At 73.8% G+C, this 15816-nt stretch carries 14 protein-coding genes; 8 read left to right on the forward strand and 6 right to left on the reverse strand.

Annotation, left to right across the window (positions count from 1 at the left end):
- Positions 1–235 precede the first annotated feature (235 nt).
- A complete protein-coding gene (locus ACUJ8O_RS06415) occupies positions 236–1654 on the forward strand; it encodes a M20/M25/M40 family metallo-hydrolase (RefSeq protein WP_445373249.1) in 1419 nt (472 codons plus the stop codon).
- Positions 1655–1781: 127 nt separating this feature from the next.
- Here ACUJ8O_RS06415 and clpB read toward each other — a convergent pair whose 3' ends face one another.
- The gene (gene clpB / locus ACUJ8O_RS06420) at positions 1782–4376 is read right to left on the reverse strand and encodes an ATP-dependent chaperone ClpB (RefSeq protein WP_445373250.1); all 2595 of its coding nucleotides are present in this window, start codon (positions 4374–4376) and stop codon (positions 1782–1784) included.
- A gap of 151 nt (positions 4377–4527) precedes the next feature.
- On the opposite strand from clpB, the gene ACUJ8O_RS06425 reads away from it, so the two are divergent.
- The gene (locus tag ACUJ8O_RS06425; protein WP_069941133.1) at positions 4528–5709 is read left to right on the forward strand and encodes a YihY/virulence factor BrkB family protein; all 1182 of its coding nucleotides are present in this window, start codon (positions 4528–4530) and stop codon (positions 5707–5709) included.
- 4 nt (positions 5710–5713) lie between these two features.
- On the opposite strand, the gene ACUJ8O_RS06430 is transcribed toward ACUJ8O_RS06425, so the two are convergent.
- The gene (locus tag ACUJ8O_RS06430; RefSeq protein ID WP_262347842.1) at positions 5714–6415 is read right to left on the reverse strand and encodes a hypothetical protein; all 702 of its coding nucleotides are present in this window, start codon (positions 6413–6415) and stop codon (positions 5714–5716) included.
- 313 nt (positions 6416–6728) lie between these two features.
- Here ACUJ8O_RS06430 and ACUJ8O_RS06435 point away from each other — a divergent pair, with 313 nt between their 5' ends.
- Genes ACUJ8O_RS06435 through ACUJ8O_RS06445 form a run of 3 tightly spaced genes read left to right on the forward strand, consistent with a single transcriptional unit; the run spans position 6729 to position 9182 of the window.
- Positions 6729–7550 carry an ABC transporter substrate-binding protein gene (locus tag ACUJ8O_RS06435; protein ID WP_010080238.1) on the forward strand — a complete coding sequence of 274 codons (822 nt, stop codon included), beginning with the start codon at positions 6729–6731 and terminating at the stop codon, positions 7548–7550.
- The gene (locus ACUJ8O_RS06440; RefSeq protein ID WP_052001180.1) at positions 7547–8377 is read left to right on the forward strand and encodes an amino acid ABC transporter permease; all 831 of its coding nucleotides are present in this window, start codon (positions 7547–7549) and stop codon (positions 8375–8377) included. Before ACUJ8O_RS06435 ends, ACUJ8O_RS06440 begins: the two co-directional genes overlap by 4 nt.
- Before the next feature lies 1 nt (position 8378).
- On the forward strand, positions 8379–9182 hold the full coding sequence (locus ACUJ8O_RS06445) for an amino acid ABC transporter ATP-binding protein (protein WP_036339321.1): 804 nt from the start codon (positions 8379–8381) through the stop codon (positions 9180–9182).
- A gap of 99 nt (positions 9183–9281) precedes the next feature.
- Here ACUJ8O_RS06445 and ACUJ8O_RS06450 read toward each other — a convergent pair whose 3' ends face one another.
- Entirely contained in the window at positions 9282–9875 is a 594-nt protein-coding gene (locus ACUJ8O_RS06450) for a hypothetical protein (protein ID WP_445373251.1), read from the reverse strand.
- A gap of 200 nt (positions 9876–10075) precedes the next feature.
- Here ACUJ8O_RS06450 and ACUJ8O_RS06455 point away from each other — a divergent pair, with 200 nt between their 5' ends.
- From ACUJ8O_RS06455 to trmB, 3 genes are all read left to right on the forward strand, one after another.
- Complete coding sequence (locus tag ACUJ8O_RS06455) at positions 10076–10822, forward strand: DedA family protein (RefSeq protein ID WP_036339327.1); 747 nt, start codon at positions 10076–10078, stop codon at positions 10820–10822.
- Between the two features lie 5 nt (positions 10823–10827).
- Positions 10828–12150 carry a hypothetical protein gene (locus tag ACUJ8O_RS06460; RefSeq protein WP_445373252.1) on the forward strand — a complete coding sequence of 441 codons (1323 nt, stop codon included), beginning with the start codon at positions 10828–10830 and terminating at the stop codon, positions 12148–12150.
- Between the two features lie 70 nt (positions 12151–12220).
- The gene (gene trmB, locus ACUJ8O_RS06465) at positions 12221–13216 is read left to right on the forward strand and encodes a tRNA (guanosine(46)-N7)-methyltransferase TrmB (protein ID WP_445373253.1); all 996 of its coding nucleotides are present in this window, start codon (positions 12221–12223) and stop codon (positions 13214–13216) included.
- Between the two features lie 22 nt (positions 13217–13238).
- On the opposite strand, the gene ACUJ8O_RS06470 is transcribed toward trmB, so the two are convergent.
- Genes ACUJ8O_RS06470 through ACUJ8O_RS06480 form a run of 3 tightly spaced genes read right to left on the reverse strand, consistent with a single transcriptional unit; the run spans position 13239 to position 15810 of the window.
- Positions 13239–14306, reverse strand: coding sequence for an alpha/beta hydrolase (locus ACUJ8O_RS06470; protein ID WP_233263206.1), 1068 nt, complete (start codon positions 14304–14306; stop codon positions 13239–13241).
- On the reverse strand, positions 14285–14836 hold the full coding sequence (locus tag ACUJ8O_RS06475) for a heat shock protein transcriptional repressor HspR (protein WP_371506672.1): 552 nt from the start codon (positions 14834–14836) through the stop codon (positions 14285–14287). Before ACUJ8O_RS06475 ends, ACUJ8O_RS06470 begins: the two co-directional genes overlap by 22 nt.
- The gene (locus ACUJ8O_RS06480; RefSeq protein ID WP_036337106.1) at positions 14833–15810 is read right to left on the reverse strand and encodes a DnaJ C-terminal domain-containing protein; all 978 of its coding nucleotides are present in this window, start codon (positions 15808–15810) and stop codon (positions 14833–14835) included. The genes ACUJ8O_RS06475 and ACUJ8O_RS06480 overlap by 4 nt, the downstream gene beginning before the upstream one ends.
- Positions 15811–15816 lie beyond the last annotated feature (6 nt).

Raw genomic sequence — 15816 nt, forward strand, 5'->3', positions numbered from 1 at the left:
AGGTACTCACTGGTCAATATGGTTCGTGCGGACAAGGATACATGACCGGCTGGACGGCCCGAGGACGACGACGGCCGGCCCGGTCCGGCGGGGCGTGCGGCGGCGCCGGGTGCGGCGCGGGCGGCCGCAGCACGGGCGGCACCCGGCTGGACAGGCGTGACACACACCCTGCACGGTCGCTGGACGATGGGCTATGTTGCGTACGTCACATACGCCCCCCACGATGAGGATGCCCATGCGCCGCACCCCCACCCTGCTGGCCGCCGCCACCCTGGCCGCCACGCTGACCGCCGCCCCCGTCTCACTCGCCGCCCCGGCCGCCCCGGCCGCCCCGGCAAAGGCCCCCATGGGCACCACGCAGACCGCCGACCGTGGCCTGGGCCCCGGGCAGAACCGCGCCGGCGGCAACCCGAACTCCCCGAAGAAGCTGGTCCGCTCCATCTCCTCGGACCACCTCCGCCAGGACATCACGGCGTTCGCGGCCATCGCGGACGAGCACGGCAACCGCGCCGCGGGCACGCCGGGCTTCCAGGCCTCGCTCGACTACGCCGTGGGCGAGCTCGAGGAGGCCGGCTACGACGTCGAGCTCCAGGAGTTCGAGATCACCTACACCGAGACCCTGCGGGACCGGCTTCAGCAAACCGGACCCGTCCAGCGCGACCTCGAGCACACCGTCTTCACGTCCTCGCCGTCGGCGCAGGTCACCGACGCCCCGCTCGCCGCCCCCGCCGGCGCCGCCACCGGCTGCGCCGACGCGGACTGGGCCGGCGCGGACCTGACCGGCAGCGTCGCCCTGGTCTCCCGGGGCGACTGCACCTTCGCCCAGAAGTCCCAGGTCGCGGCCGCCTCGGGCGCCGAGGCCGTCATCATCTACAACAACGCCGAGGGCGCACTGAACGGCACCCTGGGCGCCGCGCCGGGCGACGTCGTCGGGACCGTGGGCGTGACCCGCGAGCTGGGCGCCGACCTGCTGGCCCAGACCCGCGCCGGCGGCGCCACCGTCACCCTGGACCTCGAGCAGCTCGTGGAGCAGCGGCCCACCTGGAACGTGCTGGCGGAGACGCGCACGGGCAGCGACGACGACGTCGTGATGCTCGGCGCCCACCTGGACGGCGTGCCGGAGGGCCCGGGCATCCACGACAACGCCTCGGGCGTGGCGGCGACCCTCGAGGTCGCGCGCCAGGCCGCCAAGGCCAACAAGGCCGAGAGCAAGGTCCGCTTCGCCCTGTGGGGTGCCGAGGAGATCGGCCTGCTGGGCTCGCACCACTACGTGGACACCCTGACCGCCGCGGAGCGCGAGGACATCATCCTCTACACCAACCTGGACATGGTGGCCCCGCTGGACCACCAGAACACGCTGGGCGTGCTCACGGCCGACTGGTCGATCGGTGCTGAGTCCCTGCTCGGCGCGCAGCTCGACCGCGACGGCCACGCACACCAGCCCGAGGGCAGCAACGGCCGCTCGGACTACGCGCCGTTCGTGGACGCGGGCATCGCCTCGACGGGCCTGCTCTCGATCCGCGACGACAACTACCACACGCCCCAGGACGACATCGACAACGTCTCCATCACCACGCTGACCCACACGGCCCGCGCGGTGGCGAACCTGATCGGCACCCTCCAGCAGGACGCCGGCGCCCTCGGCACCCGCTGACCCGAGCGGCCCGTCCGTCTCACAGATGCCGTCGGGGGCGGTTTCGGGTGGTATCCAGGCTGGATACCACCCGAAACCGCCCCCGACGTGCCAGAGGGAGGAGGAACACGGTCCGTCGGACCCGGCGTCAGCCCTTCCGGGTCACGGTGAGGCCGTTCTCGCCCTCGACGCGGTCCACGACCACGGTGTCCCCGTCCGCGATCTCCCCGGCGAGGATGCCGCGGGCCAGCTGGTCGCCGATCTCGCGCTGCACCAGGCGGCGCAGGGGCCGGGCGCCGTAGGCCGGGTCGAACCCGGTCTCGGCGAGCCACGCCTTGGCGGCGTCGGACACCTCGAGGGTGAGGCGGCGGTCCGTCAGGCGCGCCTGCAGGGACTCGACCTGCAGGTCCACGATCCGCGTCAACTCGGCCACGGTGAGCGCGTCGAACAGCACGATCTCGTCCAGGCGGTTGAGGAACTCGGGCTTGAACGCCCCGCGCACCACGGACATCACGGACTCGCGCTTGGCGGCCTCGTCCAGGGTCGGGTCCACGAGGAACTGCGAGCCCAGGTTCGAGGTCAGGATCAGGATCACGTTGCGGAAGTCCACGGTGCGGCCCTGGCCGTCGGTGAGGCGGCCGTCGTCGAGCACCTGGAGCAGGATGTCGAAGACCTCGGGATGGGCCTTCTCCACCTCGTCCAGCAGCACCACCGAGTACGGGCGACGCCGCACGGCCTCCGTGAGCTGGCCGCCCTCGTCGTAGCCGACGTATCCCGGAGGGGCGCCGACCAGGCGGGAGACGGAGTGCTTCTCCGCGTACTCGGACATGTCGATCCGCACCATGGCGCGCTCGTCGTCGAAGAGGAACTCCGCGAGCGCCTTGGCGAGCTCGGTCTTGCCCACGCCCGTGGGGCCCAGGAACAGGAACGAGCCGGTGGGCCGGTTCGGGTCCGCGATGCCGGCCCGCGAGCGGCGCACCGCGTCCGCGACGGCGACGACGGCGTCCCGCTGCCCGATCAGCCGCTCGCCGAGGTGCTCCTCCATGGTGAGCAGCTTCTCGGACTCGGCGGTGAGCATGCGGCCGGAGGGGATGCCGGTCCACGCGGAGACCACCTCGGCGATGTCGTCCGCCGTGACCTCCTCGGAGACCATCGGCTCGGTGCTCGAGCGGTCGGCCTCGCGGGCGGCGCGGTCCGCCTCCTCGAGCTGCTTCTCCAGCGCGGGGATCTCGCCGTACAGCAGGCGGGAGGCCTCGGCGAGGTCGCCGTCGCGCTGGGCCTTCTCGGCCAGCGAGCGCAGCTCGTCCACCTTGGCGCGCAGGTCACCGGCCTCGTTCAGGGTGGCCTTCTCCGCGTCCCAGCGGGCGGTGAGGGCGGTGAGCTCCTCCTCGCGGTCCGCCTTCTCGGCGCGCAGGGCCTCGAGCCGCTCGACGGATGCCGGGTCCGTCTCGCCCTCGAGGGCGAGCTCCTCCATGGTCAGGCGGTCCACCTGGCGGCGCAGGACGTCGATCTCCTCCGGGGCGGAGTCGATCTCCATGCGCAGGCGTGAGGCGGCCTCGTCCACGAGGTCGATGGCCTTGTCGGGCAGCTGGCGGCCGGTGATGTACCGGTCGGACAGCGCGGCCGCGGCCACGAGCGCGGAGTCGGCGATGGCCACCTTGTGGTGGGCCTCGTAGCGCTCCTTGAGCCCGCGCAGGATGGCGATTGTGTCGTCCACGCTGGGCTCGCCCACGTAGACCTGCTGGAAGCGGCGCTCCAGAGCGGGGTCCTTCTCGATGTTCTCGCGGTACTCGTCCAGGGTGGTCGCGCCGATCAGGCGCAGCTCGCCGCGGGCCAGCATGGGCTTGAGCATGTTGCCCGCGTCCATGGCGCCCTCGGACGCGCCCGCGCCCACGACGGTGTGGATCTCGTCGATGAACGTGACGACCTGACCCTCGGCGGCCTTGATCTCCTCGAGGACGGCCTTCAGGCGCTCCTCGAACTCACCGCGGTACTTGGCGCCGGCGACCATGGCGCCCAGGTCCAGGCTGATCAGCGTCTTGCCGCGCAGGGACTCGGGGACGTCCCCGGCCACCATCCGCTGGGCCAGGCCCTCGACGACGGCGGTCTTGCCGACGCCGGGCTCGCCGATGAGCACGGGGTTGTTCTTGGTGCGGCGCGAGAGCACCTGCACCACGCGGCGGATCTCGGCGTCGCGGCCGATCACCGGGTCGAGCTTGCCGGAGCGGGCGAGCTCGGTGAGGTCCGTGCCGTACTTCTCCAGGGACTGGAAGGTGGTCTCCGGGTCCTGGGTGGTGACGCGGGAGTCGCCGCGCACCTGGGTCAGGGCGGCGGCGAGCGCCTCGAGGCTCGCCCCGTTCGAGCGCAGTGCCTCACCGGCCTCGCCCGGATCCGCGGCCACGCCGAGCAGCAGGTGCTCGGTGGAGACGAACTGGTCCGAGCGCTGCTCGGCCTGGGTGCGCGCGTTCTGCAGGACCTGCAGGGCGGCGCGCGAGAGCTGCGCCTGGGCCACCGTGCTGCCCTGGGTGGAGGGCAGGCGCTGGATGGCCGAGGAGGCCGCCGTGGAGACGGCGTCGGGGTCGGCCCCGGCGGCCTTGAGGACGGCCACGGCGACGGACTCCCGTTGGTCCATCAGGGCCTTCAGCAGGTGGGCCGGCTCGATCTGGGGGTTGCCGGCGGTGGAGGCGTTCATGGCCGCGGCCGAGAGCGCCTCCTGGCTCTTGGTGGTGAACTTGGCATCCATGTGCGCCTCGCTCCTTCTCTCCCCCGTGTCCCGGGGGTGTCGGACAACCGTCGACGGCGGGCCATTCCCACCGCCGAGACAAAGTTGAGTCTATGTAGCTCAACTCCCCTCGTGCCAGGGCTATTCCCCCGCGCGCCGGTACGTTGGTGCCATGGCCGGCTCCACAGCGGCGCCCCGGCGCCTCCGCACGTACACCCGACCGCGGGTGTCCCTGCTGTACGTCCTGCGCCGCACCCTGCACCGGCTCTTCGAGCTGCAGGTCTGGGATGTGGCCGCCGCCATGACCTTCTTCGGGGCGCTGTCTCTGCTGCCCACCGTCGTCGCCCTGCTCTCCGTGGTCTCGCTGCTGGGCGTCGAGGAGGAGACCGTGGACGCCGCGGCGCACCTGGCCGCCGAGATCTGGCCGTCGCTGACGCCCGACGTCGTCCGCGAGTGGATCCTGACCCTCGGCTCGGCCGGGCCCGGCACCGGCGCCGTCGTCCTGGGGGCCGTCGGCACCGTGGTGTCCGCCTCGGGCGCCGTCGGCGCGTTCCACCGGGCCATGCACCGCATCCACGACACCCGCGAGGGCCGGCCCTTCCTCCACTTCCGCCTCGTGGTCTTCGTCGAGACGCTCGCCCTCATGCTCGGCGCCGTGCTGATCACGATCCTGGTGGTCGTCGGCGGGGACCTCTCCCAGCGCCTCGGCCAGGCCGTCGGCCTGCCGGAGGAGACGGTCCAGACGTGGAACGTGGTGAAGTGGCCGGTCATCCTCGTGGTGATCGCCCTGATCGTGACCCTCGCCTACCGCCTGGGGCCCAACGTCCGGCAGCCCCGCTACCGCCCGCTCTCGCTCGGCGCCGTGGCCGTGGTGGTCCTGCTCTTCGGCGCCACCGTGGCCCTGGGCTGGATCACGGACCGGTTCGGCCAGTTCGCCGTGGTCGGGCGGATCAACTCCGCGATCGGCGTGCTCGCCCTCGCGTGGGTGGCGTGCATCGTGCTGTTGGCCGGGGCCGCCTTCGACGCGGAGGTGCTGCGTGCCCGCCAGCTGGCCGTCGGCATCGACGCCTCCGTCGAGATCCAGCTGGCGACGCGGCACACCGCGGTGCTCGAGGACTTCGAACGGTACGAGGCCCGCATCCGCCGCCTGGCCCGGCTCGTGGCCGAGGCCGTGCGCGCCGGCGAGAGCCTCACGATCGAGGCCACACCCCTGCTCTCCGAGGAGGGGCGCCTCCTCGCGGTCGAGTCGGGAGGGCGAGGCCCGGAGGACGTCAGCTCGGGCAGCCCGTTCCACGCGGACCCGGTGTCCGACGACGGCGCCCGCCTCGAGCCGACGCCGCGGCCCGACGACTGAGAGGTCAGCGCTCCCGCTTCTCGAACGCCTCGACCTGGGCACGCAGCGTCTCGGCCGCGATCTCCTCGTCGAGGCCCACCATGCCGAGGTACACGAGCTCGTCCCCGTCCGTGACGCCGCCGACGGTCATGGTGAACACGGCCGTGTCCATGCCCGAGTTCCCCAGGGCGATGTGGACCGCGTCCGGCACGCCGGGCACCGTCGTGAAGGCCGCCTCGACGCCGTCCGGGTCGCCGAACGTGCCGCACGTGTCGGCCAGCTCGCCGAAGGGCGCCAGCAGATCGGTGCCGTCCTCGGTGACCGCGACCATGCCGAACGCCCCGGCCTGGGAACCGGCCAGGCCGGTGACGGCGGCCGGGTCCACCTCGTACTGGGCCAGCGCACCGCCGAGCCCGGGCGCCTGCTGCGTGTTGATCTGCTCGATGAGGTCCGCGCAGGCGCCCGTGGGGGTGACGCCCGTCAGGCTCAGGCTGGTGCTGATCGGCTCGCCACCGCCGCCGGCCTGGGTCTCCATGTCCGTGAACACGCCGTCGGGCGCGGTCTGGGGCGTGAGCAGGACGTCCTCGAGCGCCTCCACGCGCTCCTCCTGCTCGTCCGTGAGGTCCGAGCCGGCCCCCGTCGGGCCGGACTCGGACGCGTCGGCCGACGCGGAGGACGAGGCCTCGCCGCCGCCCCCGGCACAGCCGACGAGCGCGAGGGCGCCCACCGCGAGCAGGGACAGGGTGGCGACGGGGCGGGCGGGGGCGGCGGTGCGGAGGATGAGAGACCTCTCAGACCGGGTGACGACGATGTGACCAGCCTGGCAATCCCCACAGCGCGAGGCCAGCCTTCGTCTGCTGGGGCGGGCCGCGGCAGGGCCACCGGTCGATCGGCTCGCTCCGCGGCGACGAGTCGTCTCCCGGCGCCCGCGACGGGCCCGACGCACTACGATGACCACCAATCACGGCGGAACACGTCACTCTGCCGGCTCCCTCCGACCCGCACGCCCGTCCTCCCGACGGCGGCACAGAAGGCACTCCATGACCCGCATCCACTCCCGCCTCCTCGGCGCCGTGGGGCTCACCGCGTCGGCGGCGCTGCTCACCGGCTGCGCCGTCCTCGGCGGCGACGCCGGATCCGCCGGCATCGTGTCCGATGACGACCTGAGCACCTCGTACGGCCTCGTCCAGCCCGGCGTCCTGACGGTCTGCTCCGACATCCCCTACCCGCCCTTCGAGTTCGAGGAGAAGGGTGAGCTGACCGGCTACGACATTCAGCTGGTCGAGGCGGTGGCGGAGAAGCTGGGTCTCGGGGTGAACGTGATCGACTCCTCCTTCGAGGCGATCGAGTCGGGTGCCTCGCTCACCGGCTGCGACGTGAACGCCTCGTCGATCTCCATCACCGAGGCCCGCCAGCGCGTCATGGCCTTCACCCTCCCCTACCTCGACGACGACCTCGTCCTGGTCGCGAAGAAGGGCTCCGGCATCACCGACGTCGAGTCCGCGAAGGGCCGCCGGATCGGCGTGCAGGCCGCGACCACCGGCGACGAGTACGCCCAGCAGAACGGCCTGAGCCCCGTGCAGTTCGAGGACGGCGGCATGCAGATCCAGGCCCTCCAGGCCGGCACCGTGGACGCCGCCCTGGGCAACCAGTCCGTGCTGCTCTACTCGCTCAAGGACGACGATCGCTTCGAGGTGGTCGAGTCGCTGCCCACGGGCGAGCAGCTCGGCATGGCGGTCGGCCCGCAGAAGGCGCAGCTCGGCTCCGCCGTGAACCGCGCGCTGCAGGAGCTGCGCAACGACGGCACCGTGGCCGAGCTCCAGGAGCGCTGGTTCGGTCAGGCACAGGAGGACTACCGATGAGCACGCAGACCCCCGTCTCGCCCGCACCGGCCATGAAGCCCGGCCGTGCGCGCCGCCGTCGCCGGCTGTCCCTGATCATCCAGGCGGCCGTCTTCGTCCTCGCCCTCGTCGTCCTGGCCGTCCTCATCGACTGGGGCACGCTCGCCGAGAACGTCCTGAACTTCCCCGCCGTGGCCCCGATGTTCCCCAACGTGATCCTCGTGGGCCTGGGCAACACGCTGTTCTACACGGTCACCTCGTTCGTCGTCGGCCTCCTGGGCGGCATCGTGCTCGCGCTCATGCGCCTGAGCTCGTTCGGCCCGTACCGGTGGCTGGCCACCGCCTACGTCGAGTTCTTCCGCGGCGTCCCCGCGCTGCTGGTGTTCCTCGCCTTCGGCTACGGGGTGCCCTTTGCGTTCGGGGTGTCCTGGCCGATCCCCGTCGTCGTGATGGTGGCCCTGGGCATGGTCTCGGCCGCCTACATCGCCGAGACCCTGCGTGCCGGCCTGCAGGCCGTGCCCCGCGGCCAGATGGAGGCGGCCCGGTCCCTCGGCATGCCGACGTGGCGGGCCATGGTCACCATCGTGATCCCCCAGGCGTTCCGCATCGTGCTGCCGCCGCTCACCAATGAGGTCATCCTCCTGACCAAGGATTCCTCGCTGGTCTACGTGCTCGGCCTGGCCGCGCACGAGTACGAGCTCACCAAGTTCGGCCGCGACGGCATCTCCGCCCTCGACGCCGGCATGACGCCGATCCTCGTGGCCGGCCTGTTCTACCTCGTGATCACCGTGCCGCTGTCCCTGCTGGCCCGCCGGTTCGAGGCCCGTTCGACCAAGAAGGGGCACTGAGATGGCCCAGCAGAACCCCATCACCGGATCCTTCGGCGCGGTGGCCGCCGCGGACGCCGCCGGCGTGCATGTGGCCGGCCTCAACAAGTCCTTCGGCGCCAACCACGTGCTGCGCGGCATCGACCTCGAGGTCGCCCCTGGCGAGGTCGTGTGCCTGATCGGCCCGTCCGGCTCGGGCAAGTCCACCCTCCTGCGCTGCGTGAACCTGCTGGAGAAGCCCGACTCGGGCGTCGTCACGGTCGGTGAGTTCACGGTCACGGACGAGGACGTGGACCTGGACGTGCTGCGCCGCCACGTGGGCATGGTGTTCCAGCAGTTCAACCTGTTCCCGCACCTGTCCGTGCTGGAGAACTGCACCGTGGCCCAGCTCAAGGTGCTCAAGCGGGGCAAGGCCGAGGCGGCGGACATCGCCCGTCGGCAGCTGGCCCGCGTGGGCCTGGCCGAGCTCGAGGACCGCTACCCGGACCAGCTCTCCGGCGGCCAGCAGCAGCGCGTGGCGATCGCCCGTGCGCTGGCCATGGACCCGCAGCTGATGCTCTTCGACGAGCCCACCTCGGCCCTCGACCCCGAGACCGTCGGCGACGTCCTGGCGATCATGCGTCAGCTGGCCCGCGACGGCATGACCATGCTCGTGGTCACCCACGAGATGGGCTTCGCCCGTGAGGTGGCCGACCGGGTCGTGTTCATGGACGGCGGCGTCGTGGTGGAGGCCGGCCCGGCCGCCGCGGTGATCTCCGACCCCCAGCAGCCGCGCACCCAGGACTTCCTGCGCCGCGTGCTGCACCCCACCGAGATCGACCTCTGAGCCTGCCCACCCGCCGTGCCCCGGTGGGCGGGCGCATGCGTGAGGGGCCCCGCCTGGACCATGGTCCGGGCGGGGCCCCTCAGGCGTGCGGCGGGGGCGTCAGGCCTTCTTGCGCAGCTTCTTCAGCTCGTCACGGGCCTCGCGCAGCGCGGCGACCTGCTCCTCACGGGCGGCGTGGATCGCAGCGACCTTCTCGTCCTGGGCATCACGGATGGCCTGCACCTTGGCGTCGCGGGCGCCCTCGATGCGGGCGGCGCGCTTCTTGGCGGCCTTGCGACGCTTGCCGGGGCGGTTGGCCACGGAGTCGGCGGCGATGGCCAGGCCGGAGCCGACCAGGAAGATGTCCTTGGCGACGGCGGTGCCCTCCTGGGACGGACGCACACCGTCGGCCTCGGTCATCTCCGGGGTGTTCAGGTACATGGAGAACAGGCCGCCGGAGAACGCGGTCAGGGCGGAGCCGGCGAGCCAGCCCGGGACGAACGGGGCCAGCAGGGCCGAGCCCACGCCGATCTCCGTGGTCACGAGGAACTTCTTGAACTGCTCCGGCGACAGGTTGGCCAGCGCGGGCAGGCCGCGGGCGCCCATGTCGCGCAGGCCCTGGGCCTGCTCCGCGGAGATGCCGCGCTTGTTCAGGCCGGAGTTCAGGATGAACGCGCCGGAGGCCAGGCGCAGCGGAATCTGGACGATGCTCATGGAGTCTTCCTTCCAGTAGGGCCCGCGGCACGCACGTGGAGTGGGGTGTGGCGCGAACGGTCGGTGAGCGGTCAGCGCCTCTGACACTACCAACGGCAGCCCGCTCCCGCCCGCCCGGAGGCGCGACTGTGCGCGCAGAGCGGACGACGTCGGCGCCTCCACCACGTCGCGGAGGCGGTCGATGATGGACAATGGGGCGCATGCTCCCCCTCGTCACACCCCTGAGCGTGGCCGCCGCCGCGCCCACCGACTACGGCTGGCTCGGCAACATCGTCGTGGACGTCATGGAGGCGGTCGGCCCGATCGGCGTCGGCCTGGCCGTCTTCGCGGAGAACATCTTCCCGCCCATCCCGTCCGAGGTGATCCTGCCCCTGGCCGGCTTCACCGCGGCCGGCGGCGCCTTCAGCCCGCATGCCGCGCTGGTCTGGGCGACGGTCGGCTCGATCGTCGGCGCACTGGCCCTCTACGGCATCGGCGCGTGGCTCGGCCGCCGCCGCATGTACCGCATCGTGGACCGCATGCCGCTGGTGGACATGGAGGACGTGGCCAAGACCGAGCGCTGGTTCATCCGCTACGGCTACTGGACCGTGTTCCTGGGCCGCATGGTCCCCGTGTTCCGCTCCCTGATCTCCATCCCCGCGGGCATCGAGCGGATGAACCTCGCGAAGTTCACCCTGTTCACGGCGCTGGGCTCCTTGATCTGGAACGCGATCTTCGTCTACGGCGGCTACGCGCTCGGGGAGCGGTTCCACGTCATCTCCGAGTACGCGGACGTCTTCTCCAACATCGTCCTGGTCCTGATTCTGGCCTTCCTCGCGATCTGGGTGGCCCTGCGCCTGCGCCGCGACGCCCGCCGCCGGAACGACCCGGACTGGCGCCCGCCGACAGCGGACGAGATGGCCGCCCGCGTCGAGGCCATCCTGGAGTCCTCCGACCACCGGAAGTGAATCGCATGCGTCCCGTCCTGCCCTCCCCCCGCCGTGGCCGCGCGGCCCTCGGCCTGGCCGCCGTCGCCCTGGTGGCGCTGAGCGCCTGTGCTCGCACCGAGCCGCAGCCCGAGCCTGCGCCCGCCACGACGGCGGCCTCCGCCCTGCCGTCCATGGACATGGCCCCGTTTACGCTCGAGGTCCCCTCGCACGACCTCGAGAGGGTGCCGGAGGCGAGCATCGCCGTGCTCGAGGGCGAGGACCCGGACCACCACGGGGCGTGGCTGCAGGTGCCCGGGGCGCCGGCCTGGACGGAGGCCATGGCCGGGGCCGTGCGCGCCCAGATCGACCAGTACCGCCGGGACACCGACCCCAGCGCGGACCCGCGCCTGGAGATCCAGCCGCAGCTCGCCGTCGTGGCCGAGGACATCGCCGCGGCCCGCCTGCTCGCCACGGAACGGCGCGGCACGGACTCCGTGTCCACCTCGCACGTGATCTGGTACTCGGCCCGCGAGGACCGCGTGCTCGAGACCGCCGATCTCTTCACCCCCGACGGCTGGGACGCGTTCCGCGCCGAGGTGCGCCAGCGCATGGCCAACGACCCGGACGTGATCGGCTCGCGCCTGGACTCGGCGGTCGACGCGCCGGAGCAGGTGGAGAACCGTCGCGTCTGGGACGCGGTGGTCTTCCTCCCGGACGGCAGCCTGATGCTCGAGGCGGACCAGGCGTCCATGGCGCCGGCCGCCGCGGGTGTGCTGACGGTGCGGATCCCCCGGGACACGGCAGCCCCCTGGCTGTCCGACCTGGGCCACGTCGCCGCGGACGCCGCCTCCGCCCCCGCCGACCTGCGTCTGCCGGACCGCTCCACCCCGACCCTCGAGGAGCAGCAGCCGGAGCCCGCCCCCGAGCCGGAGCCCGAGACGTCCTCGCGGACGCAGGAGGCCACCGACGCACCCGTGCCGCCCCCGTCCGCACCCGCCGACACGGCGGCCCCGACGCCCAGCGCGACCACCCCGGTGCCGAGCAGCACGGTGCCGAGCAGCACGGCCCCGTCCTCCTCGGTCCCCACGTCCACCGGCTCGGCCACGCCGTCCTCCCCGACGTCGCCCGCCAGCTCGTCCTCGCCGTCGGGCACGGGATCCGGCAGTCCGACGCCGAGCACCCCCGACCCGTCGCCGACCTCCGCGACGCCGACCCCCACGTCCCCGAGCCCGTCCGGTCCGTCCACGAGCGCGCCGGCCACGGCCCCCGCGCCGGACCCGACCGAGTCCGCGCCCGAGCCGACCGCCACGACGGCCTCGGCGCCCGCGCCGCCCACGTCGGGAGACCGCTCCAGCGGCACCCCCTGACCCCGGCGCCGGGCGCCGGCGGCGACCGCGGTCGGCGCCGTCGACGCACGGCCGTGGCAGGATCGGGGCGATGACTGAGCACCTCTCCCGCCCCCGCCCGGACGCACCCGACCCCGACGCCGTCCCGCCGCCCGCCGAGCGCGTCCACGCGCACGACCACAATCGGGACAAGGACCCCGCCCTCGTCCGACGGGAGCCGGTCTCCTTCGTCCGACGCGGTGCGCGCCTGAACGCGGGGCGGCAGGCCGTGTGGGACCGCCAGGCGGAGCGGGTCCTCGTGGACGTGCCCCGCGGCCGCGGCGCCACCTCGGTGGACGCCCAGGCCCGACTGGACTGGGCCGGGGTGTTCGGGCGCGAGGCCCCCCTGCTGGTGGACATCGGCTCCGGGCTGGGCGAGTCCACGGCGCAGGCCGCCGCCGACCGGCCGGACTGGAACGTGCTCGCCGTCGAGGTCTACGTGCCCGGCCTGGCCGCGCTCATGACGCGCGTGGAGCAGCAGGGCCTGGAGAACGTCCGCGCCGTGGAGGCCAACGCCCCCGAGCTGCTGGACGCCCTGCTCACGCCCGGCTCCGTCTCCGAGGTGTGGGTGTTCTTCCCGGACCCGTGGCACAAGAAGCGGCACCACAAGCGCCGCCTGGTCTCCCCCGCCTTCGCGGACCGCGTGGCGCGGGTGCTCGCCCCCGGCGGGGTGCTGCGGCTGGCGACGGACTGGTCGGGCTACGCCGTGCAGATGCGCGAGGTGCTCGAGGCGCACCCGGAGTTCGAGAACCTCTTCCCCGGGCGCGCCGCAGGCGAGGACTCCCCGCTCACGCGGGTGCGCCGCGAGGGCAGGGAGACCGAGGTGGGTGCCCAGCCGCTGCCCGCGGGCTGGGAGCGCGCGGCCGAGGAGGAGCGCCCGCTGCGGGCCGGCCTGGGTGAGGCGCGGGCCGGCGCGGCGGCCGCGGACCCCGTGGACCACGAGGGCGGCTGGGCGCCCCGGTTCGAGGGTCGACCGATCACGAGCTTCGAGGCGAAGTCCCAGCGGGCCGGACGCCTTGTGTTCGACCTGGCGTACCGCCGCCGCTGAGCACGGGGCCCGACGGGGCCGCTCAGGCCGGGGCGACCGGCCCGGCCGGGTCGGCGCCGTCCGGGACGGGCGGCAGCGGCAGGCCGGCGGTCACCCGCGCGGTCGCCGCGAGCGTCACGGACCCGGCGTCCCGGTAGCCCCTCGGGGCGTCCCCGGGGGCCGTCGGCGACCAGCGGGCCGTGTGGTGGCCGCGGACGCCGGCCCCCGCCAGGCCGGGCCGCGGGGCCACCGGCAGCACGGCGGCGTCCGTCCAGTCCCGACGACGGCCCACCGCACGGCCGACCCGGGCGAGGAGGTCGCCCGGGGCCAGGGCGCGGAACACCCGTCCGGACCGCAGGCCGAGGTGCGCGGCCCGGGCTGCCAGGGCGGCGGGCAGGCCGACCGCGCCCGAGACCACGAGGGCCTCGACGGGACGCTCGGCCGGCCACGGGGCCTCGGCGTCGTCGGGCTGCAGGCCCCGGTCCGCGAGCAGGCGCAGGGCGTGCGCGGCCACCAGCGAGCCGTACGAGTGGGCCTCCATGGCCCCGTGCACGGCGGTCCCGCGGGCGCGCAGGGCCGGGGCGGCGGCGTCGTCCTCCCCCGGCCCGTGGCGCATGAACTCCCACCAGGCCCGCACATCCGCGGCGAGCATCGCGCCGCCGCGCCGGCCGGGGCCGTCGAGCACCACCCGCCAGGGTGTGGGCGCGGGGTAGCCGAGCCACGCGATGACGACCGGGCGGGGTGCGCCGGCGGCGCGCTGGGCGGCGGCGAGGTGGGCGGCCTCCCGGGCCGTCCCCCACATGGCCGTCTGGGGGCGGATGCCCATGCCGGAGACGAGCCAGGTCAGGTGGGTGGCGGTCGCGGGGTCTCCCGCGGCGACCACCGCGCGCGGACCGTCCGGGCCGTCGAGGACGTAGTCCAGCAGATGCCGGGCGGGCAGGTGCGGGTCCATGCCCTCCGGCTTGAGGGCGTGGACGATCCCGTCCAGGGCGCTGCGGGCCCGCCGGCCCAGGCCGTCGCGCCGGGCCATGTCGGCGCGCAGCCGCTCCCGGACGCGGGACCGTGCGGCCACCCCGAACGACGCCCGGCTCAGTCCTGCTCGGGCTGCCACGTGAGGACCCGTCGGGGGCGGGCACCGCCGGAGGGCAGCGTCCGCAGGACACCCGGGGAGGCCTGGCCCGCGGCGTCGGCCTCGGTCCGTGCCGCGGCGTGACGGCGGACGGCCATCCGGTCGGCGTACCGGGCCGAGACGTCGCCGCCGGAGCCCACGGTGAAGACGCGGGCCAGGCGGGAGGCGTGGTGGAGGCGGTCCACCTGGGCCGCCAGCTCGACCACGGTGTCCTGCAGCTGCTCGACCTCGCGCTGCAGCGCGATCACGCGGCGGATGCCCTCCAGCGAGATGCCCTCGCGGCTCAGGGCCTGCACGGTCTGCAGCCGCTCGACATCGGCCAGGGAGTAGCGGCGTTGCCGTCCGCCCTGGCGGGCGGGGACCACGAGGCCGAGCCGGTCGTACTGGCGCAGGGTCTGCGGGTGCATGTCCGCCATCTCGGCGGCCACGGAGATCACGAAGACGGGGGCGTTCCGGTCAAGACCCGGCTCGCGGCCCCGGTCCGCGCGGGCGGCGCCGTCGCGGGCGCTCACCAGGCGGCCTTCCGGGCCAGCTCCCGCCGCGGATCGTCGCCGGCCAGGGCGGACTGCAGGGCCTCGATGGCGGCGCGGGCGTCGTCGTCGAGCTCGGTGGGCACGGTGACGTGCAGCTCCACGAGCAGGTCACCCGTCGTCGTCCCGCGCTCGACACCGCGGCCCTTCAGGCGCAGCACGCGGCCGGACTGGGAGCCCGCCGGCACCTTCACCTTCACGGGGCGCTCCAGCGTGGGCACCTCGATCGTGGCGCCGAGGGCGGCCTCGGGGAAGGTGACGGGCACGGTGATGCGCAGGTCGTCCCCGTCCCGGTGGAAGAACTCGTGCTCGCGCACGTGCACGGTGACCAGCAGGTCGCCGCGGCCGGCCGCACCGGGCGAGCCCTTGCCGCGGGCCCGGACCTTCTGGCCGTCGCGGATGCCCTTCGGGATCTTCACCTCGATCGTCTCGCCGTCCGGGGCGCGCAGGGACACCGTGGTGCCCTGGATCGAACCGCGGAAGGAGATCGTGGTGGTGGCGGTGCGGTCCGCGCCCTTCGTGGGGCGCGGCCGCGGGTAGCCGGCGTCGCCGAAGCCGCCGGTCTGGCCGGCGGCGCCGCCGAACATCCCGCTGAACAGGTCCGACAGGTCGGGCCCGGACTGCGTGGTGCGGGGGCCGCCCCCGCCGCCGAACATGCCGCCGAAGACGTCCTCGAAGCCGCCGCCGCCGGCACCGCCCGGGGCGGAGAACCGGGCGCCGCCGCCCATCGCACGGATCGCGTCGTACTCCTGGCGCTCCTGGGGGTCACTCAGGACGGCATACGCCTCCGAGATCTCCTTGAACTTCTTCTCGGCCGCCTCGTCCCCGGGGTTCTGGTCCGGGTGGTGGGTGCGGGCGAGCTTGCGGTAGGCCTTCTTCACGTCCGATTCGGAGGCGTCCTTGGACACCCCCAGGGTCGCGTAGAAGTCCTTGTCCATCCAATCCTGCGAGGCCATGGTGCC

It is taken from the genome of Micrococcus sp. EWR3.9.1, assembly GCF_052615555.1.